This is a genomic window from Streptomyces sp. NPDC058773 (assembly GCF_042746015.1).
In the GTDB taxonomy this organism is placed as follows: Bacteria; Actinomycetota; Actinomycetes; order Streptomycetales; family Streptomycetaceae; genus Streptomyces.
The window spans coordinates 120,120-145,106 of record NZ_JBHYPE010000006.1 but is presented as its reverse complement, the minus strand read 5'-3'; the positions used below and the strand labels follow the sequence as shown (position 1 = coordinate 145,106).

17 protein-coding genes and 3 pseudogenes are annotated in these 24,987 nt (G+C 72.0%); 7 read left to right on the top strand and 13 right to left on the bottom strand.

From position 1 onward, the window contains the following. Window positions 1–59: 59 nt before the first annotated feature. Window positions 60–2,247 (top strand): annotated as a pseudogene (helR, locus tag ACFW5B_RS08040) (RNA polymerase recycling motor ATPase HelR). A gap of 117 nt (window positions 2,248–2,364) precedes the next feature. Further along, complete coding sequence (locus ACFW5B_RS08035; protein ID WP_386434936.1) at window positions 2,365–3,222, top strand: hypothetical protein; 858 nt, start codon at window positions 2,365–2,367, stop codon at window positions 3,220–3,222. A 159-nt stretch (window positions 3,223–3,381) separates the two neighbouring features. Here the strand turns inward: ACFW5B_RS08035 and ACFW5B_RS08030 are convergent, their stop codons facing one another. Both ACFW5B_RS08030 and ACFW5B_RS08025 read right to left on the bottom strand, forming a co-directional pair. Next, complete coding sequence (locus ACFW5B_RS08030) at window positions 3,382–5,163, bottom strand: ABC transporter ATP-binding protein (protein WP_386434933.1); 1,782 nt, start codon at window positions 5,161–5,163, stop codon at window positions 3,382–3,384. Continuing rightward, window positions 5,160–6,959 carry an ABC transporter transmembrane domain-containing protein gene (locus tag ACFW5B_RS08025; protein WP_386434918.1) on the bottom strand — a complete coding sequence of 600 codons (1,800 nt, stop codon included), beginning with the start codon at window positions 6,957–6,959 and terminating at the stop codon, window positions 5,160–5,162. The genes ACFW5B_RS08030 and ACFW5B_RS08025 overlap by 4 nt, the downstream gene beginning before the upstream one ends. 230 nt (window positions 6,960–7,189) lie before the next feature. Between ACFW5B_RS08025 and ACFW5B_RS08020 the strand changes: the two genes are divergently transcribed. Beyond that, window positions 7,190–7,945 carry a hypothetical protein gene (locus ACFW5B_RS08020; RefSeq protein ID WP_386434915.1) on the top strand — a complete coding sequence of 252 codons (756 nt, stop codon included), beginning with the start codon at window positions 7,190–7,192 and terminating at the stop codon, window positions 7,943–7,945. Between the two features lie 131 nt (window positions 7,946–8,076). Here the strand turns inward: ACFW5B_RS08020 and ACFW5B_RS08015 are convergent, their stop codons facing one another. Then, window positions 8,077–9,504 (bottom strand): Gfo/Idh/MocA family protein, encoded by a 1,428-nt coding sequence (locus ACFW5B_RS08015; RefSeq protein ID WP_386434912.1) that lies wholly within the window; start codon window positions 9,502–9,504, stop codon window positions 8,077–8,079. A 329-nt stretch (window positions 9,505–9,833) separates the two neighbouring features. On the opposite strand from ACFW5B_RS08015, the gene ACFW5B_RS08010 reads away from it, so the two are divergent. After that, window positions 9,834–11,204 carry an alpha-amylase family protein gene (locus ACFW5B_RS08010; RefSeq protein WP_386434909.1) on the top strand — a complete coding sequence of 457 codons (1,371 nt, stop codon included), beginning with the start codon at window positions 9,834–9,836 and terminating at the stop codon, window positions 11,202–11,204. Between the two features lie 72 nt (window positions 11,205–11,276). Here ACFW5B_RS08010 and ACFW5B_RS08005 read toward each other — a convergent pair whose 3' ends face one another. After that, complete coding sequence (locus ACFW5B_RS08005; protein WP_386434906.1) at window positions 11,277–14,150, bottom strand: FAD-binding and (Fe-S)-binding domain-containing protein; 2,874 nt, start codon at window positions 14,148–14,150, stop codon at window positions 11,277–11,279. 85 nt (window positions 14,151–14,235) lie between these two features. Beyond that, window positions 14,236–14,694: a MarR family winged helix-turn-helix transcriptional regulator gene (locus tag ACFW5B_RS08000; protein WP_386434903.1), complete on the bottom strand. Its 459-nt coding sequence runs from the start codon at window positions 14,692–14,694 to the stop codon at window positions 14,236–14,238. 152 nt (window positions 14,695–14,846) lie between these two features. On the opposite strand from ACFW5B_RS08000, the gene ACFW5B_RS07995 reads away from it, so the two are divergent. Beyond that, window positions 14,847–16,664: an ABC transporter ATP-binding protein gene (locus ACFW5B_RS07995; RefSeq protein ID WP_386434900.1), complete on the top strand. Its 1,818-nt coding sequence runs from the start codon at window positions 14,847–14,849 to the stop codon at window positions 16,662–16,664. A gap of 62 nt (window positions 16,665–16,726) precedes the next feature. On the opposite strand, the pseudogene ACFW5B_RS07990 reads toward ACFW5B_RS07995, so the two are convergent. Continuing rightward, window positions 16,727–16,987: pseudogene (locus ACFW5B_RS07990) on the bottom strand (HAD-IA family hydrolase); the annotation flags it as partial. A gap of 18 nt (window positions 16,988–17,005) precedes the next feature. Here ACFW5B_RS07990 and ACFW5B_RS07985 point away from each other — a divergent pair. Beyond that, window positions 17,006–17,344, top strand: a pseudogene (locus ACFW5B_RS07985) (aldehyde dehydrogenase family protein); the annotation flags it as partial. Here the strand turns inward: ACFW5B_RS07985 and ACFW5B_RS07980 are convergent. Further along, window positions 17,337–18,185, bottom strand: coding sequence for an SDR family NAD(P)-dependent oxidoreductase (locus tag ACFW5B_RS07980; RefSeq protein WP_386434897.1), 849 nt, complete (start codon window positions 18,183–18,185; stop codon window positions 17,337–17,339). The pseudogene ACFW5B_RS07985 and the gene ACFW5B_RS07980 sit on opposite strands and share 8 nt — an antisense overlap. A 214-nt stretch (window positions 18,186–18,399) precedes the next feature. Here ACFW5B_RS07980 and ACFW5B_RS07975 point away from each other — a divergent pair, with 214 nt between their 5' ends. Further along, complete coding sequence (locus tag ACFW5B_RS07975) at window positions 18,400–19,002, top strand: NUDIX hydrolase (protein ID WP_386434894.1); 603 nt, start codon at window positions 18,400–18,402, stop codon at window positions 19,000–19,002. A 977-nt stretch (window positions 19,003–19,979) separates the two neighbouring features. On the opposite strand, the gene ACFW5B_RS07970 is transcribed toward ACFW5B_RS07975, so the two are convergent. The 6 genes from ACFW5B_RS07970 to ACFW5B_RS07945 form a co-directional block, all read right to left on the bottom strand. Next, window positions 19,980–21,476: a hypothetical protein gene (locus ACFW5B_RS07970; RefSeq protein WP_386434892.1), complete on the bottom strand. Its 1,497-nt coding sequence runs from the start codon at window positions 21,474–21,476 to the stop codon at window positions 19,980–19,982. Between the two features lie 114 nt (window positions 21,477–21,590). Beyond that, window positions 21,591–22,841, bottom strand: coding sequence for a formamidase (fmdA, locus tag ACFW5B_RS07965; RefSeq protein WP_386434889.1), 1,251 nt, complete (start codon window positions 22,839–22,841; stop codon window positions 21,591–21,593). 24 nt (window positions 22,842–22,865) lie between these two features. Further along, a complete protein-coding gene (locus ACFW5B_RS07960; protein ID WP_386434886.1) occupies window positions 22,866–23,504 on the bottom strand; it encodes an AmiS/UreI family transporter in 639 nt (212 codons plus the stop codon). Between the two features lie 82 nt (window positions 23,505–23,586). After that, complete coding sequence (locus ACFW5B_RS07955; protein ID WP_386434884.1) at window positions 23,587–23,865, bottom strand: FmdB family zinc ribbon protein; 279 nt, start codon at window positions 23,863–23,865, stop codon at window positions 23,587–23,589. Window positions 23,866–24,017: 152 nt separating this feature from the next. Then, window positions 24,018–24,386, bottom strand: coding sequence for a fluoride efflux transporter CrcB (gene crcB, locus ACFW5B_RS07950; RefSeq protein ID WP_386434881.1), 369 nt, complete (start codon window positions 24,384–24,386; stop codon window positions 24,018–24,020). Continuing rightward, entirely contained in the window at window positions 24,383–24,865 is a 483-nt protein-coding gene (locus tag ACFW5B_RS07945) for a fluoride efflux transporter FluC (protein ID WP_386434878.1), read from the bottom strand. The genes crcB and ACFW5B_RS07945 overlap by 4 nt, the downstream gene beginning before the upstream one ends. Between the last annotated feature and the right edge of the window lie 122 nt (window positions 24,866–24,987).

Here is a 24,987-nt window from a genome sequence, read left to right as displayed (position 1 = left end):
GGCGCTTCGCCCCCCCAGCCCCCCCATGGCGCGAGCCGCCCGAAAACGGAGTAGATGACATGAACCCACTGACCACCGCCCTGACCACCTCCCCGGCCACGTCCCTCACCACCCCCGTCTTCGACCTCCCCGAACACCTCTCCCCCAAGGCCGATCCGGCTCTGACAGCCCACGACGAGCAGTACTTCGCGGCTCTCGCGGAGAGCCTGGAGCAGACGATTGCCGAGTTGTCCGGTCGGCTCGATGCCGAGCGGCGGGCGCCCGGTGGGGTGGGACGGCAGGCGATGGAGCGGGACGCGGAGGTGCATCGGCTGACCGCTCGGCTTCGGGCGCTGCGTCGGTTCGGGCTGGATCTGTGCCTCGGCCGCATGGTCGGGACGGATCGTCCCGAGCCGGTGTACGTGGGACGGCTCGGTCTCACCGACGGCGCGGGGCGTCGGCTGCTGCTCGACTGGCGGTCCCCGGCGGCCGAGCCGTTCTTCGGCGCCACGCACGCCCATCCGATGGGTCTGGCGAGCCGTCGCAGATACCGCTGGACCCGCGGCCGGATCAGTGACTACTGGGACGAGGTGTTCACCGCGGACGGGTGTGCCGGGCACGCCGCGCTCGACGATCAGTCCGCCTTCATCGCGAGCCTGGGCAGCAGCAGGTCGGCACGGATGCGCGATGTGCTCGGCACCCTCCAGGCCGACCAGGACGCCATCATCCGCGCGGGTTCGCGCGGTGCGCTGGTCGTCGACGGCGGGCCGGGGACGGGGAAGACCGTCGTGGCGCTGCACCGCGCCGCCTACCTCCTGCACTCCGACCCCCGTCTCGGTCACCGTCGGGGCGGTGTGCTGTTCGTCGGACCGCACCGGCCCTACCTGGCCTACGTCGCCGATGTGCTGCCCAGCCTCGGCGAGGAGGGCGTGCAGACCTGCACCGTGCGGGACCTCGTCGCCGAGGGGGCCGCCGCGGCGGACGAGACCGATCCGGACGTGGCGCTCCTGAAGTCGTCGGCGGACATGGTGCGGGCGATCGAGGCGGCCGTCAGGCTCTACGAAGAGCCGCCCGCCGAGGGGATGACGGTCACGACGGACTGGTCCGACATCTGGCTGAGCGCCGACGACTGGGCCGAGGCGTTCGACGCACCGGAACCGGGCACGCCGCACAACGAGGCGCGTGAGCAGATCTGGGAGGAACTCGTCACGATCCTGCTGGAGAGGCAGGAGGGTGATGTGCCGCCCGACCTCTTCCGGCGGTCGCTGCTGCGTGACGAGGAGCTGGTCACCACCCTCAACCGTGCGTGGCCGCTGCTGGAAGCGGCCGACCTCGTCGGAGACCTCTGGTCGGTGCCCGCCTACCTGCGGATGTGCGCGCCCTGGCTCGGTCCCGAGGAGGTACGGAAGCTGCGGCGCCGGGACCCCCAGGCCTGGACGGTGTCCGACCTGCCGCTCCTGGACGCGGCGCGGCAGCGGCTCGGCGATCCGGAGGCGGCACGGAGGCAGCGGCGGCACAAGGCCGCTGTCGCCGCCGAACGCATGCGCATGGCCGATGTCATCGATGACATCGTCGCGGCTGACGCCGACGGCGAAGGCGCGGTGACGATGCTGCGCGGACAGGACCTCCAGGACCGGCTGGTCGACGAAACCGCGCCGGCCGGCGTCGACCCGGACCGGCTGGCCGGCCCGTTCGCGCACATCGTCGTGGACGAGGCGCAGGAACTGACCGACGCGGAGTGGCAGATGCTGTTGCTGCGCTGTCCGTCCCGGAGTTTCACCATCGTCGGGGACCGCGCCCAGGCCCGGCACGGGTTCACGGAGTCGTGGCAGGAACGGCTGGAGCGGATCGGGCTGGACCGGATCAACCTGGCCTCCCTGGGCATCAATTACCGGACGCCGGAAGAGGTCATGGCGGAGGCCGAACCGGTGATCCGGGCCGTGCTTCCGGACGCCAACGTTCCGGCCTCGATCCGCAGCAGCGGGCTCCCCGTCGTCCACGGATCGGTGGCTGATCTGGACTCCATCCTCGACACCTGGTCGGGCGGCGCATGCCGACGGGACCGCCTGTGTCATCGGCGATCCCACCTTCCGGGCGACGTCCCGTGTCCGGTCGCTGACCCCGGAGCTGTCGAAGGGGCTGGAGTTCGACCTGGTCGTCCTCGTCGACCCGGAGCGGTTCGGCAAGGGGGTTGGAGGGGCGGTTGACCGCTATGTCGCGATGACGCGGGCGACCCGGCAGCTCGTCATCCTCACCAGCTCCCCCTGAGGTGAGGTGCCCTGATGCGAGCCCTGCTGCCACCCCCTGATGTCAGTCCCGAGAACAGCTCACCCTGCCGTCGGTGAATTCGTGGGATGCGGAAGGATGTCCAGGCTCCTGCAACCGATGATTGAGGGAACCGACAACGTGACCCACCAGCCGCCGCAGACGCCGCAATCCGGATATGGTGCCCCGCTGCCGCCCTATCCCGGCGCACCGGTTCCGCCGCAGCACGGCGCTACGCCCCCGAACGGACAGCCGGGCCCGGCAGGAGGCGCGGGCTTCGCACCGCCGCCTCCGCCGCCGCCTCGCCAGCGCACCGGACTGATCCTGACCGTTGTGCTGGCCGTCGTCGTGCTGCTCGCCGGTGGCGGCTATCTGCTGTGGTCGCAGCTCGGCGGCGGGGACGACACCGAGGCGCGACAGGGGCAGCAGCAGAGCCAGGAAGGGGAGCAGGGCCAGGGGCGGAACGGCTCCAAGGGGGCGGCGCTGGCCATCCCCAAGGTGGTGAAGTCGGCGCCGGCGGAACTGCGTTACGACGCGAAGTCGACCTCGCAGATGTTCCCGCCGGAGAAGCGGAAGCCCGCGTCGTTCCCGGAGCTGAAGGGGCTGGCCCAGGCCGACTCGGTCTACCACCCGGGGAACAATCCAGAGGTCATGCTGACCGTTCACACCGGTGGGGGCACGGTGGCCGACCCCGCGCAGCGGGTGGTGGCGGCGCTCGCCCCGAACCAGATGGCCGTCGGGCCGAAGGACTTCGGTCTCCAGGACCCCGGCGCGAAGGGAGGCGTGCTCCGCTGCGGCATCTCCAAGGGGGACGGCATCTACATCCCCCTGTGCGTCTGGGCCGACAGCACCTCGGTCGGCGATGTGGTCGGCGTGGGCGACGCGTCCTCGCCCTCCCTCAAGAAGGTCGACCTGAAGACCCTGGCCCAGCAGACGCGCGATCTGCGCAAGGCGATGCAGGGCGGCTCCGCGGGCTGACCGTCCCGCAAGGCGGCGCACGCACGACGACTCCGCCAACTGCCCCGTCCCGCACAGTGAAACGGCGGCGCAGACCCAACGCGGTCTGCGCCGCCGTACCGTACCGGCAGGAGGTACCAGCCGTACCGGCAGTACCGGCACCACCAGCCGGAACTCAGCTCACCCGTGCCAGGACCGCCAGAGTGCCGCGTAGGCGCCGTCGGCGGTGACCAGTTCATCGTGGCTGCCCAGTTCGCTGATCCGGCCGTCCTCGACGACGGCGATCACATCGGCGTCGTGTGCGGTGTGCAGCCGGTGGGCGATGGCCACGACCGTACGGCCGTCGAGCACTCTGCCCAGTGAGCGTTCCAGGTGGCGGGCCGCCCGTGGGTCGAGCAGGGAGGTCGCCTCGTCCAGCACCAGGGTGTGCGGATCGGCCAGCACCAGACGGGCCAGCGCGATCTGCTGCGCCTGCGCGGGAGTCAGGGAGCGGCCGCCCGAGCCGACCTCGGTGTCCAGGCCCTTGTGCAGGGCCCGCGCCCAGTCGTCGGCGTCCACCGCGCCGAGTGCGGCCCACAGTTCGGCATCCGCCGCGCCGTCGCGCGCCAGCAGGAGGTTGTCGCGGAGCGAGCCGACGAAGACATGGTGTTCCTGGTTGACCAGCGCCACCTGTTCGCGGATGCGCTCGGCCGGCATCGTGGAGAGTTCGGCGCCGCCCAGGGTGACGCTGCCGACGCGGGGCCCGTAGACACCGGCCAGCAGCCGGCCCAGCGTCGACTTGCCGGCGCCGGACGGCCCCACCAGTGCCAGCCGGGCCCCCGGCCGGACCCGTAGCGAGACCTCGCGCAGCACATCGGTGCCCGCGTGGTAGCCGAAGCTCACCTCGTCGGCGTGCAGGTCACGGCCGTTCGGTCGCAGGTCCGCTGCGGTGGTCTCCGGCGGGATCTCCCGGACGCCGACGAGCCGCGCGATGGACACCTGGGCCACCTGCAGCTCGTCGTACCAGCGAAGGATCATGCCGACCGGCTCGACCATCATCTGCCCCAGCAGCGCCCCCGTCGTCAGCTGCCCGGGACTGATCCAGCCCTGGAGGACGAAGGCGCCGCCGAGCAGCAACACCGAGCCCAGCAGCAGCACGTACCAGATATCGACGACGGGGAAGAGCACCGAGCGCAGATAGAGCGTGTAGCGCTCCCACTGGGTCCATTCCTTGATGCGGCGCTCCGACAGCGCGATCCGGCGGGCGCCCAGCCGGTGGGCCTCGACCGTCCGTCCCGCGTCCACGGACTCGGTGAGTACGGCGGACACCGCGGCGTAACCGGCGGCCTCCGACCGATAGGCGCTCGGCGCCCGCCTGAAGTACCAGCGGCAGCCGGCGATCAGCAGCGGCAGCGCGATCACCCCGGACAGGGCCAGCGGCGGCGCGGTCACGGTCAGCCCGCCGATCAGCAGCGCCACCCACACCACGCCGATGGCCAGTTGCGGAACGGCCTCGCGCATCGCGCTGGAGAGCCGGTCGATGTCCGTGGTGATCCGTGACAGCAGATCGCCGGTGCCGGCCCGCTCCAGTACGCCCGGCGGCAGTGCCACGGACCGGACGAGGAAGTCCTCCCGCAGATCCGCCAGCATCCGCTCACCGAGCATCGCCCCGCGCAGCCGGACCATCCGTACGAACACCGTCTGGGCGGCGAGCGCGACGGCGAACAGGGCGACGGTGCGCCCCAGTTGGAGGTCACGGGCGCCCGCGGACAGTCTTTCGACGACGCCGCCGAGCAGATACGGGCCGGCCATGGAGGCGATCACCGCGGCGGCGTTCACCGCGACCAGGACGGTGAATGCCCTGCGGTGACGGCGGATCAGGCCGCCGACGTAGCTGCGGACCGTTGCCGGTGAGCCGACGGGGAGGGTGGTGAGGGTCTGCGGGGCGTCCGGATCGTGGTCCGGGGGCGCCAGGCCGATCATGCGGGCTCCTCGGTCTGGCCGGCCGACAGCGCCGGCTCGGGGTCCGTTTCGCGGGTGACGACCGCGCGGTAGGCGGGGTGGGTGTGCAGCAGTTCGCGGTGCGGAGCCGCGGCGACGACCTTGCCCTCCTGCAGGAACACCACCTGCTCGGCCCGGTCCAGGAGGAGCGGGCTGGAGGTGAGCACGACCGTGGTGCGTCCGGTCCGGAGTGTCCGCAGTCCGTCGGCGATCCGGGCCTCGGTGTGGGCGTCTACGGCGCTGGTCGGCTCGTCGAGGACCAGCACCTCGGGGTCGGTGACCAGCGACCGGGCCAGGGCCAGCCGCTGCCGCTGCCCGCCGGACAACGACCGTCCGCGCTCGGTGATGTAGGTGCGCATCGGGTCTCCCGAGTCGTCCGCCGAGGCTTGCGCCAGCGCGGTCAGGACATCGCCGCACTGCGCCGCGGCCAGCGCATCGGCCGCCGCCACCTGCCCGGAGCCCGGCACGTCGAGCAGCTCGCCGAGCGTGCCGGAGAGCAGCATCGGGTCCTTGTCCTGGACGAGGACGGCGCTGCGGGCGGCGTCCCGGGGCAGGTCGTCCAGCGGGGTGCCGCCGAGGACGACGGACAGGGCGGTCCGGTCGTTGTCCTCCTCGTCCGTCTGTGCCGGGTGTCCGCCGAGGCGTTCGGCGAGCCGGCCCGCGGTGTCGGGGTCGCCGCAGACCACCGCGGTCAGCCGGCCGGCCGGGGCGGTCAGCCCGCTGACCGGGTCGTGCAGTGTGCCGCTGGGTGCCGTCCCCCGGTCCTCGGTCCGTCCGCCGGCCGGCCGGTGCTGTGCCAGGACGCGGGCCGTGCGCTTCGCCGAGGGCTTCGCGAACGAGTAGGCCTGGGCGATCTCTTCGAAGTGCCGCAGCGGGGAGAGCAGGAAGGCGACCGCGCTGTAGATGGTGACGAGATCGCCGACGGCGATGGTGCCGTCGAGGGCGAGCCGGGTGCCGTACCAGACCACCGCGATGAGCAGCAGACCCGGCAGCAGTACCTGGACGGCCGAGATCAGGGACCACATCCTGGCGCTGCGGACGGCGGCCTCGCGGACCTCCTGGGAGGCGCTGCGGTAGCGGCCGAGGAAGAGTTCCTCGCCGCCGATGCCGCGCAGTACCCGCAGCCCGGCGACGGTGTCGGAGGCCAGCTCGGTGGCCCGGCCGGCCTTCTCGCGCTGGGTGTCGGCGCGGCGGGTCGCGGGCGGCAGCAACGGCAGGACGGCCAGCGCCAGTACGGGGACGCCGAGGGCCACCAGGATGCCCAGTTCCGGCTGGTAGAACGCCAGTGTCACCGCGACGCCGACCGTGATCAGCGCCGACGCGGCGAACCGGGAAAGGGCCTCCACGAACCAGCCGATCTTCTCCAGGTCGCCGGTACTGACGGTGACGATCTCGCCGGCCGCGACCCGTCGGGTCATGGCCGAGCCCAGTTCCGTGGTCTTACGGGCGAGCAGCTGCTGCATCCGGGCGACGGCGCTGATCCAGTTGGTGACGGTCACGCGGTGGAGCATGGTGTCGCCCACCGCGATCAGTACGCCCAGGGCCAGGAGCAGACCGCCGGCCAGGAGGAGCCGTCCGCCGTCGCGGTCCACCACGGCCTGCACGGCGAGGCCCACCGGCAGCGGGGAGGCGGCGATGGCGCCGACATTCAGCAGGCCCCAGGCCAAGGCCTTGAGCTGGCCGCCCAGCTGCTGTCCGCAGAGCCACCGGAGGAAGGCGCCGCCCGTACGGACGTCGGGGACGCCCGGGTCGGGGTGCGGAAGGTCACGAAGGTGCATGCTGTTCCAGCCGGAGTCGTGGTGAGGGGCGGCAGCGGGCCGTCCCGGCAGGCGAAATGCCCTCCCGGGCGGGCTCGTCGCCGGGAGGTCTTCGCAGATTGGCCCGCGGGCTGGGCGGATTTCAAACGGTTTTTCCGCTGTGACCGCACGATCCGGACAATCGTGCGGCGACGGGCGCGCGACGGGCGTGCGCTGAACGGTCGTCGGAGCCGTGGTGCGACCATGGGGCCATGCGGACAGCGGGCAGTGCGATGCGGAGGGCGGCGGTGGCCGCCGCGGGGCTGGTTCTCGTGGCGGGCTGCGGCGGTGGTGCGGACAGCGCCCAGGGCGGCGGCAAGGACGACGGCGCGGCGAAGGGGGAGCGCCCCGGAGGGGCGGCCCGCGGCGGCTCCTCCACCACGCACCCCACGCACATCCCCGACGTCGGCGCGGCGCTGCGGTCCCGCATCCCGGCCGCTGCCCGGCAGGTCGTGGCGGTTTACGGCGAAGGCGTGAACTCCGCCGACGCCACCGTCGTCCTCTACGACAAGGGCGCCAAAGGCTGGGACCGCAAGGGGAGTTGGGGCGCACACAACGGCCGCCGCGGCTGGACGGTGAACCATCACGAGGGCGACAAGCGCAGCCCCGTCGGCGTCTTCTCGCTGACCGATGCGGGCGGCGTCCTCGCGGACCCCGGCGCCAAGCTGCCCTATACGCACTCCTCGGCGTTCACCCCGCCGGCGTACTGGCCCAAGTCCACCCGGCACGACTTCGACTATGTCGTCGCGATCAACTACAACCGCGTCAAGGGGGCCTCCCCTCTGGACCCGACGCGGCCGCAGGGGCAGTCGAAGGGGGGCGGGGTCTGGCTGCATCTGGACCACGGCAGCGGCACCTCCGCCTGCGTCAGCCTCCCGGAGTCCGGGATGCGGGCCCTGCTGCGCACCCTCGATCCGGCGCGGCACCCCGTCGTCGTCATGGGGGACAAGGCGCATCTCGCGGGGTGAGGTCCGCAGGCACCGTGCTCGCTCCCGCCCGGGGCGGACCGGGCGTCACCTCCGCCCCACCCCGCGGCGCCTGAGGCGCCGGGCCCGGCCGGCGTGCGGCCGCCCGCCGGGCCCCGGAACGCCGCCGGCTTCTACTCGGGCTTCTTCGAATCCATCCCCGGCCGCGCCTTCTTCCACAGCCCGCGGGTGAAGTCGGGGATCTCCTGCGGGGCGCCCTTCGCCTTGATCGAGAGATCGCTCAGCGGCACCGGCGCGGTCCACGTCGCCGCGTCATAGACGTCGAAGTCCGGTACGAGGCCCAGCCGCATGCACTGGATCAGCCGGAAGACCAGCATGTAGTCCATCCCGCCGTGGCCGCCGGGCGGGTTGGCGTGCTCCTTCCACAGCCAGTGGTCCCACTCCGCGTACGTGCTGAAGTCGCCCCACTCGTCGTTGCTCTGGTCCGGCTCCAGATAGATCCGCTCGGGGTAGTCCTCGAAGACGCCCTTGGTGCCGCCGAGGCTGTTGATCCGGCTGTAGGGGTGCGGGGTGGAGACATCGTGCTCCAGCCGGATCACCCGCCCCTTGGCGGTCTGTACGAGGCTGATGGTCCGGTCGCTCTCGATGTACGACTCCTTCCAGCTGGGGTCGTCCGGCGGCATGTGCGCCTTGCGGTAGGCGGCGAGACCGAGCGCGGGCGTACCGAAGCTGGAGATCCGTACGGCGCGGTCGCCGCGGTTGATGTCCATGTAGTTGGCGACCGGACCGAAGCCGTGGTTGGGGTAGAGGTCACCGCGCAGCCGGGTGTGCCACAGCCGGCGCCAGGGCCCCTCGTAGTACTTCGGGTCGAACATCAGGCCGCGCAGATCGTGGTTGTAGGCGCCGGCGCCGTGCAGCAGATCGCCGAACAGCCCGGCACGGGCCATCCGCAGGACCCGCATCTCGTTGCGGCCGTAACAGCAGTTCTCCAGCTGGAGGCAGTGTCTGCGGGTGCGCTCGGAGAGGTCGACCAGCTCCCACAGCTGGTCCAGGCGCAGCGCGAGCGGGCATTCGACGCCCACGTGCTTGCCGTTGAGCATCGCGGTCTTCGCCATCTCGAAGTGCCGGTCCCAGGGCGTGGCCGCGTAGACGAAGTCGATGTCGCCGCGCTTGCAGAGGTTCTCGAAGTCGTGCTCGCCGTTGGTGTAAACGGCGGGCGCCGGCTGCCCCGCGTCGGTGACCTTCTTGGCGGCCTTGGCGGTCTTCTCCTTGACCGGGTCGCACAGGGCGACGACCCGGGCACCCGGCACCGTGAGGAAGAGGTCGATCATGCTGCCGCCCCGGTTGCCGAGGCCGATGATGCCGACGCGTACGGTGCCGCGCCGCTCGAACGGCACTCCGATCATCGTCCGGCCCGTGGCGCGCGGGGAGGCGGCGGCCGACGCGGGGCCCGCCGCCGCGGGTGCGGCCGCCTCGGCCGGTGCGGCGGAGAGCCCGCCGAGCCCCAGGCCGGCGCCCGCCGCGCCGGCGGTCCACAGCACCGAACGGCGGCTCGGCCCGGCCTCGTTGTGGTCGTGGTTCTGCGATGGTGCCTCGTTCATCGGTCCTCCAGGAGCGGTGGTGTACCGGGGCATACGTGAACCTCGGTGAGGACCCTGTCGGCCGTCGGGCGGGGGCACAAGAGGGCCGATTGGACTCTTGTTACGGCACACTTGGACTCTTTGCCGCATGAGCGGACCGATCGCGGCAAGGCCGGACGCACCGCCGCCAGATCCTTTCGCAAGTCGCTGAAAAGTCTTGCGGAAAGCCTTGACGTGTCCACGAGGCGAACGGCAGGCTCCGGTACGGACATCCCCCCATGGCGGCCGGCGCGTGGCTGCTTCGTGGGCGCGGTGCGCGCTGCCGCGCCCCATGACCAAGGAGCCGCAAGATGCAGCAACGTACCCGTGTGGTGGGCGGGGCGCTGGCCGGAGTACTGGCCGCGGCCGGCCTCGCCACCTTCGCGCCGTGGTCCTCCCAGGCCGCCCCGCCCGGCGAAAAGACCGTCACCGCCACGCTGTTCGAGTGGAAGTACGCGGACGTCGCCAAGGCCTGCACCGATCAGCTCGGCCCGGCCGGCTACGGCTCCGTCGAGGTCTCACCCGCCACCGAGCACATCAAGGGCGGCCAGTGGTGGACCTCCTACCAGCCCGTCAGCTACAAGATCGCCGGACGGCTGGGCGACCGGCGGGCGTTCGCCTCGATGGTCAACGCCTGCCACGGCGCGGGCGTCAAGGTCATCGCGGACGCCGTCATCAACCACATGGCGGCCGGCGCCGGCACGGGCACCGGCGGCACCAGGTACACCAAGTACGGCTACCCCGGCACCTACCAGGACCAGGACTTCCACGGCTGCCGCAAGAGCATCTCCGACTACGGCAACCGCCAGGACGTGCAGACCTGCGAACTGGTGGGCCTCGCCGACCTCGACACCGGCCGCGACGAGGTCCGCGGCACCATCGCCAAGTACCTCGACGATCTGCGGTCCCTGGGCGTGGACGGCTTCCGGGTGGACGCCGCCAAACACATCTCCGCCGCCGACCTCGCCGCCATCAAGGGCAAGATGCGCGACCCCGGCTACTGGGTGCAGGAAGTCATCCACGGCGCCGGCGAGGCAGTACAGCCCGAGGAGTACACCGGCAACGGCGACGTCGACGAATTCCGTTACGGCAGCCACCTCAAAAGCGCCTTCCAGGGCGGCAACCTCACACAGCTCAAGTCCGTCGCGGACGGCAAGCTCGCCAGCGACAAGGCCCGTACCTTCGTCGACAACTGGGACACCGAGCGCAACGGCTCCACGCTCACCTACAAGGACGGCGCGGCCTACACGCTCGCCAATGTCTTCATGCTCGCCTCGCCCTACGGGTCCCCGAACGTCTACTCCGGCTACGAGTGGACCGACAAGGACGCCGGACCGCCCAGCGGCAACGACGGCTGGACCCGCCTGCACGCCCAGCGCGCGATCACCGGGATGGTCGGCTTCCGCAACGCGGTGGGCCCGGCGGAGCTGACCGACTGGTGGGACAACGGCGGCAGCGCGATCGCCTTCGGGCGAGGCGGCAAGGGGTTCGTCGCCCTCAACAACGGTGACGCGGAGCTGAAGCAGACCTTCGCGACCTCGCTGCCCGCCGGCACCTACTGCAACGTCGTCGCGGCCGCGCCGTCCGCCTGCGACGGCCACACGGTCACCGTCGGGGACGACGGGAAGGCGCAGCTGACGGTCCCCGCCAAGACAGCCGTGGCGCTGCATCTCACGCGCTGACCGACCCGCGCTCCCGCACCCGCCGGGCGGACCTGACCTGCCCGGCGGGTGCGGGCCCCGCCAGGGCACGCCTCAAGCGGGCCGGCTCGCCAGCTCCAGCGCCTGGAGGACCGAGTGATAGCCCCGGCCCGCCGTCGCATGGTCCATCCCGACCTCGCACATCCGGTTCGCCGACAGATGCGCGTCGAAGTGCCGGGCGGTCACCTCGGCCGCCTCTTTCGCGGTGGCCGACTCGGTCAGCTCCCGGTGCAGCATCCCGCGGTCACCGGCGAACGCACAGCAGCCCACGTCGTCCGGCACCACGACCTCCCGCGCACAGGCCTCGGCGACCCGGCGCAGCTGCGCCCCGTCGCCCAAGTGCTCCATGGCGCAGGTGGGATGGAGCACCGCCGAGCCGACCGTGCGCAGAATCTCCAGACGGGGCAGCAGCTCCCCGGCGGCCCAGACGACCGAGTCGACGACGGTCAACTCGGTATGCAGGGCGCGATTGGCGGGCGTCAGATACGGCACGACGTCCTGGGCGAGACCCAGCGCACACGAGGACGCGTCCACCACCAGCGGCAGCCGTCCGCCGGCCGTCCAGCCCCAGGCCGCCTCGACGATGCGGTTGGCCATCACCCCGGCGCCGCGCCGGTACCCCTTGGAGGCCCAGATCGTGGCGCAGCACGTACCGGCCACCCCCGGCGGAATCCACACCGGCCGGCCCGCCCGCCGCGACACCGCCACCACCGCCTCGGGCAGCGACAGCCCGCGGAACCCGGCGGGCGGCCCGAAGATCCGGTTCACACACGCCGGGTAGTAGACCGCGACCGCCTCCGCCCGCCGGGTCGCGGGCCGCTTCCGGGGGGCCGCGCCGGGCATCTCCGGCAGCCACTCGGGCACCAGATCGGGGCGTACGGCCTTACGGGCGGCGCCGGTCACCGGCCTCAGCGCCCGTCCACCGATCCGGTCGGCGGTGGCCACCGCCAGCCACGCCGCCCGCTCGACGGCCTTGAACCGCCGCGCCGACTGCGCGGCGACCCACTCCTCGCGCGGAGAGTGGCGCCGGTGCCGGAACTCCTTCATCAGCGCGCCGGTGTCGATCCCCACCGGGCAGGCCGGACCGCAGAGCGAGTCGCCGGCGCAGGTGTCCACCGCGTCATGGCCGTAGGCGTCCAGCAGCGCCGTGGTGACGGGGGAGCCGGCCGGCTGGCGCAGCATCTCGCGGCGCAGCACGATCCGCTGGCGCGGAGTGGTGGTCAGGTCCCCGCTGGGGCAGACCGGTTCGCAGAAGCCGCATTCGATGCACGGGTCGGCGCGGGCCTCGACCCGGGGGATGGTCTTCAGCCCGCGCAGATGCGCCCGCGGGTCGCGGTCGAGGAGGATGCGTGGTGCCAGGATGCCGTGCGGGTCCACGGTCTCCTTGATCCGCCACATCAACTCCGTGGCCCGCGCGCCCCATTCGAGCTCCAGGAACGGCGCGATGTTCCGCCCGGTGGCGTGCTCGGCCTTCAGCGATCCGTCGAAGCGCTGGACGGTCAGCCGGCAGAACTCCTCCATGAACGCGGCGTAGCGCGCCACCTCGGACGGCTCCGCCGCGTCGAAGCCGTGCCGGGACTGGAGTTCCAGCAGGGCCGCACAGGCCTCGGCGAGCCGGTCCGGCGGCACCGCGAAGTCCTCGGTGATCAGCGTTGTCCCCGGCGGCCGGGAGCCGCCCACCGCCGTCACGAACGCCTTGCGGGCCTTCCAGTAACCGCCGATCGCGCCCGCGTCCCGGGTGAAGGCATTGGTGACGGACGGGACCGGCGCGATCGGTTCCAGTTCCGTCAGCACCCGCGCCGCGGCCCGTTCGTACGCCTGCTGTCCGGCCTCGTCGGGGGCCCGGAACTCCACCAGCAGTGCGGTGGTCTCCTTGGGCAGCTCCGCCCAGTCGGCGGGCACCCCGGTCACCCGCACCGAGGCGCGCAGCGTGTTGCCGTCCATCAGCTCCACGGCCCGCGCGCCCGCCGCGCTGAACCGCGGTACGGCCGCGGCCGCGGCGCCGAGCGTCGGGAAGAACAGCAGCGCACTGGAGGCGTACCGGTCCAGCGGCAGGGTGTCGAAGACGGTCTCGGCCAGGAAGCCGAGGGTGCCCTCGGAGCCGACCGCCAGTCCGCGCAGGATCGCCGCCGGTGTCGCACCGTCGAGGAAGGCGTCCAGACGATAGCCGTTGGTGTTCTTGATCTCGTACTTGGCGCGGATCCTGGCCACCAGCTCCGGATCGGCCTCGATCTCCGCCTTGAGCGCCAGCAGGCCCGCGCACAACGCCGGTTCGGCGTGCGCCAGCTGCGCGTCGGCGTCCGGTGCCGCGGTGTCCACGACCGTGCCCGACGGCAGCACGAGGGTGGCCGAGGCCAGCGTGCGGTAGGAGTTACGGGTGGTGCCGGCCGTCATCCCGGAGGCGTTGTTGGCGACCACACCGCCCAGCGTGCAGGCCACGGCGCTCGCGGGGTCGGGCCCGAGCACCCGGCCGTACCGGGCCAGCGTGGTGTTGGCGCGGAGCACGGTGGTCCCCGGCCGGATGCGGGCACGGGCCCCGCCGTCGAGCACCTCGATGCCGGACCAGTGCCGGCGGACGTCGACGAGGATGTCCTCGCCCTGCGCCTGGCCGTTGAGCGAGGTCCCGGCGGCCCGGAGGACGACCTTGCGGCCCCTGGCGTGCGCGTAGGAGAAGACCGCGGAGATGTCATCGAGGTCCTCGGCCACCACCACGACCTGCGGCACGAAGCGGTACGGGCCGGCGTCGGAGGCGTAGCGGACCAGGTCGGAGAGGCGGTGGAGCACCTTGTCCGCACCGAGCAGGGCGGTCAGTTCACCGCGCAGCGGCTCGGGGGTGCCGGACGCCCGCGGGCCGGCCACCCGGTCGTGGGCCGGGCCGCCAGGGGCGTGGGGCCGCAGGGTCTCGGGGTCCGGCTCCAGCAGGGGCATGGTGACACTCCTCCGGTTGACGGTGCGTCAGGGCCGGTCCGGCGGTCCGGCCGCCCGGTTCACGGGACCGCCGGACGGACCTGGCTCACTGCGGGGTACCCGGGCCGTCGACCAGGGTGGACAGCAGTCCGCCGAGCACCTCGCGCTGATCGGCGGTGAGTGGTGCCAGGATCTCCTCCGCGGCGGCCTTCCGCGCGCTGCGCAACGCCCGCAGCGTGGCCCGGCCGGTGTCGGTCAGCTCGATCCGGATCACCCGCCGGTTGGCCGGATCGGGCACCCGTCGCACCGCGTCGTGCGCCTCCAGTGCATCCACCAGCGTGGTCACCGCGCGCGGGACGACCTCCAGCCGCTCGGCGAGGTCGGCCATCCGCGGCGGGGCGTCGCGGTAGTGGTCGACGATCCGCAGGAGCCGGGACTGTGCGGGGGTGAAGGCGATGTCCAGGTCTGCCAGATGGTGCTTCTGGGCGCGGTGCATCCGGCGGGTCAGCCGTACCAGTTGCTCGGCGAGGTTGCTGGTGCTGACCGTCGGCTCGGGGGAGGGCATACCGCGAGGATAGCGGACAGCAGGACATACTTCATTGTGAGCATAGGTAACAATGAGCTAGGCTCCACGATGTTTGACTCCCGTCCGCCTTGCCCGTCCGCCCCTGCCTCCCTGCCCGCCCCGCCTCGTTTCCGCACCCCTCGAAGGAGCCCATGCGCAGCGACGAACCCCAGTGGACCCCGCCGCCCAAGGACCCGGAAAAGCCGGTCCAGTTGCGGCGGATTCTCGCGCTCTTCCGCCCCTACCGCGCCCGGCTCGCCCTCGTCGGCCTGCTCGTCGGCGCCTCCTCGCTGGTCTCGGTCGCCTCGCCGTTCCTGCTCCGCGCGATCCTGGACGTGGCGATCCCCGGCCGGCGCACCGGACTGCTCACCCTGCTCGCCCTCGGCATGATCGCCACCGCGATCACCACCAGCGTCTTCGGTGTCCTGCAGACCCTGCTGTCCACCACGGTCGGCCAGCGCGTCATGCACGACCTGCGCACCGCCGTCTACGCCAAACTCCAGCGGATGCCGCTGGCCTTCTTCACCCGCACCCGTACGGGCGAGGTCCAGTCCCGGATCGCCAACGACATCGGCGGTATGCAGGCGACCGTCACCTCCACGGCCACCTCCCTGGTCTCCAACCTCACCTCCGTCCTCGCCACCGTCTGCGCCATGCTCGCCCTCGACTGGCGGCTGACCGTGGTCTCCCTGCTGCTGCTTCCGCTCTTCGTCTGGATCAGCCGCCGGGTCGGCAACGAGCGCAAGAAGATCACCACCCAGCGGCAGAAGCAGATGGCCGCCATGTCCGCGATGGTCACCGAGTCCCTCTCGGTCAGCGGCATCCTCCTCGGCCGCACGATGGGCCGCGCCGACTCCCTCACCCGGACCTTCGCCGGTGAATCCGAGCGCCTGGTCGACCTGGAGGTCCGCGCCAGCATGGCCGGCCGCTGGCGGATGGCCACCATCGGGATCGTCATGGCCGCCATGCCCGCGCTGATCTACTGGGCGGCCGGTCTGGTCCTCGAACTGGGCGGCCCGGCCTTCTCCCTCGGCACCCTGGTCGCCTTCGTCTCGCTCCAGCAGGGCCTGCTGCGTCCCACCGTCTCGCTGCTCTCCACCGGCGTGCAGATGCAGACCTCGCTCGCCCTCTTCCAGCGCATCTTCGAATACCTCGATCTGCCGGTCGCCCTCACCGAACCCGCCGAGCCGGTCCGGATCGCCGCCCCGCGCGGCGAAATACGCTTCGAGAACGTGACGTTCCGCTATGACCCGGAGGCCGCCGCCACCCTCGACGGCATCGACCTGACCGTCCCCTCCGGCGGCAGCCTCGCCGTCGTCGGCCCGACCGGCAGCGGCAAGAGCACCCTGAGCTATCTCGTACCGCGGCTCTACGACGTGACCGGGGGCCGGGTCACCCTCGACGGCACGGACGTCCGCGACCTCGACTTCGACACCCTCGCGCGCGCGGTCGGCGTGGTCTCCCAGGAGACCTACCTCTTCCATGCCTCGGTCGCCGACAACCTCCGCTTCGCCAAACCGGACGCCACCGACGAGGAGCTCGAACGCGCCGCCCGGACCGCCCAGATCCACGACCACATCGCCGCCCTCCCCGACGGCTACGACACCCTCGTCGGCGAACGCGGCTACCGCTTCTCCGGCGGCGAGAAACAACGCCTCGCCCTCGCCCGGACCATCCTGCGCGACCCGCCCGTCCTCGTCCTGGACGAGGCCACCAGCGCCCTGGACACCCGCACCGAACACGCCGTCCAGCAGGCCATCGACGAACTCTCCGCCGGCCGCACCACCCTCACCATCGCCCACCGCCTCTCCACGGTCCGCGACGCCGACCAGATCGTCGTCCTGGACGCCGGCCGGATCGCCGAACGCGGCACCCACGACGAACTGCTCGCCGCCGACGGCCGCTACGCGGCCCTGGTACGGCGTGACGCACACCTCACACCCGCCGCGGAGCAAGTGATGACCCCGTAAGTGACCCACGGGTAAGGTCGGAGACGCGGCGGCCAGTTCATTGGTCGGGGTGGCCGCCGCAGCTACTTCCGGGCTGCCTGGTGGTTCCCGCCGTCCAGCAGGAAGCCCAACGCTTCGCGGAGATCCGCGAGCCCGCGGTAATGCACGCCGGTCATCCCGAGCGCGACCGCGGCTTCGACGTTCTCCCGGCGGTCGTCCACGAAGAGACACCGGTCCACGGCGACCCCCGCCCGCCCGGCCGCGATCTCGTAAATCTCCCGGTCGGGCTTGACCACCCCCACCCGGGCGCTGCTGACGACATGATCCGCGAGGTCCCTCAGACCTTCTCCGTCGTGCCCGTGCCCGATCCGGACGCCGCGCTCACCTTCATCAACGCCCACGACAAGCCGCTCGCCCTGCATGCCTTGACCACCGACCGGCGGACCAGACGGCGGCTGCTCACCGAGACCTCCTCCGGCGCGGTGGGCTTCGGGCTGCCGAACGCCCATCTCACCGTCCCCGGGCTGCCCTTCGGCGGTGTCGGCGAGAGCGGTCTCGGCCGCTACCACGGACGGCACTCGGTCGAGACGTTCAGCAACGCCAAGGCCGTGCTCGACAAGCCGCTCTTCCCCGACACCGTGCGGGCCGTCTATCCGCCGTTCACCGCGGCCAAGGAGCGGCTGCTCCGCCGGATCATGTGAGGCGCGGGGACGGCCCTCCGGCATCCGGCCGGTCGACGAGCGCCTGCGTCAGCCGCATCAGGCGCTCCCGGGCCTCGGCGTCGTAGGCCTGGGCGTGTGCCCGGCTGTCGGTGAACTGGTCGAAGTAGCGGCCCGTGGTGGTGGCGAGATCCGGGTCGAGGAGCAGCCGGACGGTGGGGCGTACCCCCTCGTCGATGCCGGTGACCGGCGTCAGGCCGTACGCGCGCACCCCGTCGGTGTCCATCAGATGCGCCGGATGCAGCGCGTTGACCGTGACGCCGGTGCCCGCCAGTTCGGCCGCCAGATGGAAGGTCGCCATGATCAGCGCCAGCTTGCTCCGGCAGTAGGCGCGCAGCCCCTCGTAGTCCCGCTCCAGCATGAGGTTGTCGAAGTCGACGGCCTCCTGGCCGATCGAGGCGACGTTGACGACACGGGCCGGCGCGGAGGCGGTCAGCAGCGGCAGCAGCGCCCGGGTGAGGGCGTACGGGGCGAGGTGATTCACGGCGAACCGCAACTCATGCCCCTGGCGGCTGACTTCACGCCGGAGCGGCTCGGTTCCGCCGCCCGCAACGGCGTTGTGGATCACACCGTCGAGCCGGGGCTCCGCCGCCCGGATCCGGCCCGCCATCGCATGCACCTCGTCGAGGTCGGCCAGATCCGCGAGGTAGGTGCGGACGGTGGCGTCGGGGGCGACGGCGCGCACCTCGGCCGCCACCTTCCCGAGACGGGTACGGTCCCGGCCGTGCAGCAGAACGGTGCCACCACGGGCGGCGAGATCGAAGGCGAGGCCACGGCCCATCCCCTGGGTGGCGCCGGTGATCAAGGTGGTTCGTCGCGTCATGGCACCAGGCTGTCGGCACGGTGGGCGGACCGGGAGTGCGTGCTGATCCTGGTGTCGCCACCACCAGGTGCCGGGCGGTGTCCCCGACGGTCGCCGGGCCTCCGGACCCGCCGGGCCGGCCTGCTCCGGAACCGGTCCTTCGGCGAGGCGGCGCCGGTACGGTGGACGTCCGCCACGGGCCTGAGGCCCGTCTCTTCGGATTGCGAGAAGTCCGATGAACCAGATTGCAGCCGACACTTATCTGGCCGCGGCGGTGGTGGTGCACCACGCCCGTGTGCTGATCGTGCGCCGTAGCTACCGCGAGCGATTTCTGCCCGGCGCCTGGGGTGTGCCGTGCGGGAAGCTCGACCGTGGGGAGTCCGCCGAGGGCGGCGCCCTGCGGGAGTTGAAGGAGGAGACCGGCCTGCTCGGCGTCATCGTCGCGCACACCGGCTCGACCAGCTTCCTGAGCGACTACCGGGGCCGCCGCGTCCACAACCATCAGGAGAACTTCATCGTCCGTCCGCTCACGCTGGATGTCGTCCTGCCCAGCGCGGACCAGGCCTACCGCTGGGCACGGCCCGACGAACTGGCCGGGGCCGGGGTGGACGCCTACAACCTCACGGTGATCCGGCAGGCGCTCGGCGGCCGGCTCGACGCCGCCGGGCTGCGCGCCGTCACGGCGCGCTTCGGACACCCGGGACCGTCCCCGTTCAATAGCCCAAAGAGCCTGCCAGCGCGTCGAGTTCGGCAAGGTAGACGGCCGGCGGCAGGGGAGTCTTGGGCGGTGGATCCACCCGCTCGACGCGGACGGTCCGCACGTCATCACGGGGCCTGACCTCATCGGCGGCCGGGGCCGGACGGCTGGCCCCGTCGGCGTCGCCGGCCCTGGCCGTGCCGCCGGTCCGGCCGGGGCCACCGGTGCGGACCGGGGCCGCGCCGCCGTGCGGGACGGAGCCGCTGCCGTCGGCGCGGCCGCCGCTCCTGACGTAGACATCGGTCACCGACCGCTGCGGGGCGGTCTCCAGGAACAGCGTCACCGTCGGCTCCTCGCTCACCACCCGGTGCAGCGTACGGGCGGCCAGCCCATAGCTCCGCCCGGCGCCGTACTGCTCGGTGCACAGCAGCCGCAGCCGTGCGTCGCCGACCCGGCGCAGCCGCCAGGCACCGCCGGGGCCGTCGATGCTCTCCCGGTAGGCGACCGCGGGGACGCCGTCCGCGGCGGGCGCGTAGCACTCCATCCGCACCCGGCCGCGCACCACCGCGGAGGCGATCGCACAGCGGTGGTTGTGGATGTCCTCGGACACCGCGCCCGCCGTCCCGTGCCAGAGGTGCAGCCGCAGCATGAACCGCGGCGCACCGGACAGCAGCAACAGCTTGTCGAAGCCCAGCACATGGCGGTACGACAGCCGGACGCACTCCGCGAGCTCCAGATCGCCGACGGCTAATCGGCGCACCAGCGGACCGAGCGTGCCGGGCCGCGCCAGCTGGGCGATCACCTCGCGCGCCGACTCGGGCGACGGCGGCTCCGGGCCCCCGCCCAGCCCCTCGACGAGCAGCCGCCGCGCCTCCTCGACCTGCATCTCCGCCTCCCCTTCGCCGACCCCCTGTCCCGCCCCGCCGCGCGAGCCGCGTCGGCCCCGTCCCGCGCCCCGGCGGCCCGATTCGCAGCGGCCGGCCACCCGACCACGTCGGCCGTCCCGCACCGGCCACCGACCCGCGTCGCCCATGCGTCCCGCACCGACCGTCCGAGCCCGTACCCGCACGGCCCACGAGCGTCACCGGGCCGCCATCGCCCCCGCCTCCGTCCCCGTCCTAGGCACGCGGTCCGCCGCCCCCCGGCCGGTAGACCATCAACGCGTACCGCCGCAGCACCGAAAGACCCTGATACGCCATCCACACCGGATGGCCCATGGGCCCGTCGTCCCACCGCCACACCCCGCCCCGCTGCATCCCCTGCACCCGCGCCACGGCGGCGGTCAGCTGCGCCTCCCACCCCTCCGGCCCCACCTCCTCGGCGGCCACCCGCCGGGCGCCGTCCGTCATCAGGGCGCGGGCCACCCACGCGGCGGCGAAGTGACGTACGGACAGCAGCTCCTGATGCAGCGGGTCCTCCTGGACCGGCCGCCGTACCTCCTCCTGGCAGTTCTGCAGATCGGACGCGCCGCCGCCGGGCGACTCCGGGCCGGCCAGCAGCCAGCGCAGCCCCTCCTCGCGCACCGCACGCTGCCGTTCGTCCTCGCCCAGTACTCGTGCGGCCCGGTCCAGGGCCACCACTGCCCGCGCGGTGTGCACCGCGGACGGCGCCGGATTGCCGAGCCCGGTGGCCAGCGCCGCGCCCCAGCAGCGGTGATGGCCGCGCACCGGATCGGCCGTGGCGCCATTGACCAGCACCTCGCGCAGTCCGGCCAGCGCGTCGGCCCCGGGCGCCGCCCGCAGCAGCCCGCGCAGCACATTCGTGACCACGTAGGTGTTCGCCAGCCCCGAGGCGTCGTGGTCCGGGTCCCACAGCACCTCGCAGGACCGGATCTCGGCCTCCAGCAGCCGCGGATCGGCACCGGCCCGCGCCAGCGCACCCAGCACGATCGCGGACACCTCGGGGCGCGCCCCGCTGCCCTGCGAACGGGCCGCCCAGCCGCCGCCGGGAAGCCGCAGCCGCCACAGCGTCTCGGCCACCTCTCCGGCACGTATGAGGCCGTCGTCGGGCGCGATGTCGAGCAGCAGATGCAGCCCGTACGCCGTGCCGAACGCTGTCGGGTGCACCGGCGGCTCGCTCTCCGCGAGGGAGTGCGGCCAGCCGGTGAGCGGTCCGCGGCCGGCCACCTCGATTACCGTGAGGCCGCGCCGGAGCGCCTGGTACGTGCCCTCCACCAGCTCGGGCAGCGACCCGGCGGGCGGGGGCACGGGAGCGGGCGGCGGCACCGCGGAGGCGGCCGCGCCGCGCGCCCGCAGCAGCGCCGCCGCCAGCCACACCACCGCACCGACGCCGGCCCCGGCGGTCGCCGCCACGCAGTAGCGCGCCGCCTCACCCGCGAGATTCTGCGGCAGGACCCCCAACAGTGCCTGGAAGACGGCGAACGCGGCGGCCGGCACCCCCAGCCGCGCCAGCCAGGGCAGCAGCCGGGACGGCGCGAGGGCCCGCGCAGTGGCCGCGGCCGGCGGGCCGGGGTCCGGCGCGGGCTCGCGGTCGGCCGCACCGGAACGCTGTGGTGGTAAGCCCTGCCGCAGGACCATCTGCTGCCCCCTCCCCCCGGGCGCACGCCCCCGCACCGCCTGTGCGGCGAGCATCCCGATCAGTGCAGTAATCCCCACTGACAGCGGGGTCGCACACCTGTCGCAGCCCATCCCGGCCACCGGGCCCGGCCAGGCCTTCGGCCCCCGGCTCGAAGGCCGCGGGGCCGAAGGCGGGTCCTTCCGGGAACGATGTCAGGCCACGGCCATCGCGCACTGGCCGCGGTCGGCCTTCATGGGGCCGGTGGCGGTGGGGCGCACGTCGAAGTCGAACATGGCGGTGGGCACGTACAGCGAGCAGCAGGCGTTGGGGATGTCGACGATGCCGCTGATGCGTCCCTCTATGGGGGAGGAGCCGAGCAGCAGGTAGGCCTGCTCTCCGCTGTAGCCGAACTTCTTGAAGTACTCGACGGCGTTGAGGCAGGCCCGGCGGTAGGCCAGCGTCGCGTCCAGGTAGTAGTTCGTGTCCGTGTCGTGGTCGACGGACACCCCGATGAAGGTGAGGAACTCGGTGTACCTGGGCTCGACGTTGCCCGGTATGAAGACGGGGTTGGTGGTGATGCCGTACGTCTCCATGCCGCCCTTGATCAGATCGACGTGGAAGTCGATGAAGCCGCCCATCTCGATGGCGCCGCAGAAGGTGATCTCTCCGTCGCCCTGGCTGAAGTGGAGATCGCCGCCCGAGAGCTTGGCGTCCTTGACGTACACGGGGTAGTAGACCCGTGAGCCGCGGGTGAAGTTCTTGATGTCGTGGTTGCCTCCGTTCTCACGGGCCGGCACCGTGCGTGCGCCTTCCGCGGCGATGCGGGTGGCGAGGTCTCCGGTGGCCGTGCCGGCGAGCGCGTTGTTGCTGTCCGGTGGTACGGCGAGCGGCGGGACCCGGTTCGGGTCGGTGTCTATCAGCGCCTTCTCGCGGGCGTTCCAGCGGGCGAGCATCTCGGTGGACGGGGCCGTTCCGAACAGACCGGGGTGGGTGATCCCGGTGAAGCGGATCCCGGGGAGGTGGCGGGAGACCGCCTGCTGCCCGTGGAAGTCCCATATCGCCTTGTAGGCGTCCGGGAAATAGTCGGTCAGGAAGCCGCCGCCGTTCGCCTTGGCGAAGATACCGGTGTAGCCCCAGCCCTGGCCCGCCGCGTCCCCGGACTGCTGCGGTACGGGGCCGAGGTCGAGTATGTCGACGACGAGCAGGTCGCCTGGTTCGGCGCCCTCCACGCCTATCGGACCGCTGAGCATGTGAGGGATCGTCAGGTCGATGTCGCGTACGTCGTTGGCGGTGTCGTTGTTGCCCACCTGGCAGTCGGTCCAGTCGCGGCACTCCATACGGAACTCCGCGCCGGGCTTGACCATGGCGACGGTCGGGATGTCCGGGTGCCACCTGTTGTGCCCGGGGACGTCCTGGTCACGCATCGATTTGCTGTGGTCCACATTGAAGAGAATTTCGGGCATGACAGCTCCTCATTTCTGATCCGGTCACGTTGGTGCGCCGACACCTCCGGCTTCCGGGGCCTGTGGGGCCGGCTTCCGCGAATTCCGGGTGAGCGGCCACAGCGCGCCGAACACCACCACGCCGAAGGCCGCGAGTGCGATGGCGGTTTCGGTGGGGTGTTGCCAGTAGCCGGAGAGCAGCAGCGCCGCGGGAATCGCGCCGGTGACCCAGCCCTCGATCGCCGTGACATAGCCCGTATAGGTGGTCAGACTGTCCAGCTTGAGCCCGAGCAACAGGAAGAACAGGAACCACAGGAATGCCCAGTACAGCCAGATGACCCCGAAGGGATAGTCCTTCAGGATGTGGAAGCTGGCGAATGAGTATCCCAGGGCCGCGACGGCCACGAACAACGAGTAATAGCCGACGCCGGTGGTGTCGAGTCCGCCCAGCAGCCCGATCCCTACATAGAGGTAGGTGAAGCCGAACAGGTAAATGCCGGACGCCGCCAGGATCTTCATGGGATCCCCGGCGGCGGCGATGATGAGGTAGGTCGGCGTCAGTACCTGCAGTGCGCCTACGAAAAGGTTGAACACCGCTGCTGACTTGCCTTCGACCTTCCCCAGCAACAGCATTCCGTTGAGGAACAGCACCGCACCGACAAAGAGCAGTCCCACGTTGCCCACGGGGACGCACCTCCTCAGTCCGCGTGGGGGACGGAATCAGTCGAATCCCGTCTGCGACGTTCTGCCTGGCCGACCACCGGCCTCAGGGGCGCGGCAACCGCGAGAGCGCGGGATGCGGATGTCTCGGCACCCTCTTGCCCGGCGGCACCTCGGAGACCACCGCCGGGGCCTCACGGGCCTGCTCCTCCCGTTCATGGAGGGTGGCGGCCCCGTGCGGGGTCCGCGTGAGGCCGGGCGAGGAATACACGCGTCGCGCGGCGTCTGCGCAAACAGGGCAGCCATGGGTCCGGGGCGCCGTCCCGATCGCCAACTTCACGTCGAAAGGCCCACAGTGGCTGCACAGGTATTCATAGGTTGCCATCAGCAGCCTCCGGACTCCGGTGGACGCCGGTCAACCCGAGTGTGTGCGGCGCGCCCCGATTGGCATGCGCCACAGTTCATTTCGTCTCTCTTTCCAGGAGATGTCCGGTGCTTCCAGATGTCAAGTCGCGGACGGCCGGGCCCCGCCCGCGGTCACCACGCCCCGACGGCGAGCCCCGCGGCCGCCGCCGCCAGCCCCGCCCCGATGCTCGTCGCGGCGTACAGCAGGGACGTCCTCACCTGTCCTTTCTCGCACAGGCGGACCAACTCGTAACTGAACGTGGAGAACGTCGTATAGGCACCGCAGAAACCGGCGCCGGCGATCGTCAGGACCTGGGCCGGCACCCCGTGCCGTATGCCGAGGCCCATCAGCAGCCCCAGCACGAACGAGCCGGTGACGTTGACCAGCCAGATCCCGCGCGGAAACAGCCCCGGCCTGCGGTACTGCACGTACTGGTCGAGCACATGGCGCGCGACCGCGCCGACCGCGGCCGCGACACCGACGGCGAGCAGGGTGATCACCGGACCCACCAGCCGTACCGGCCGGTGCGGCCGTGCCGGGCCCGCCGGGAGAGTGCCAGCCGCCCGACGAGCAGGCCCAGCACGGTGGCGGCCAGACCGGCCGCGATGCTGCCGAAGACGTTGACCGCCGCGGCGGCGTGGTGGCCGTGGTGCAGCAGCCGGTGGGTGTCGACCATCCAGGTCGAGAAGGTGGTGTACGAGCCGAGGAATCCGACGCCGGCGAACGCCCGCACATACCGGGTCGGCGGCCAGATCTCCAGGACGTACACCAGCAGCAGCGCCAGCAGGAACGCCCCGGACACATTGATGGCGAACGTCGTCAACGGGAACTTTCCCACCGGCGTGGGGAACGCCAGGCCCAGCAGATAGCGGGCCATCCCGCCCAGCAGCCCGCCCAGCGCGACCACCACCAGGACGCCACGGGGCAGCCGGGCGCGGAACGGCTCGCGTCGTGCGGGCCCACCGTCCGGCTCGGGCATCCAGTTCTCTGCCGCAGACCTCATCGAATTGCCGCATCACTGTCCCCCGGCACAAGCCCCTCCATTATCACCGGGGATTGCCGCGTATCGACGGGGATTGCCGCGCCGATGCCCACGCGACT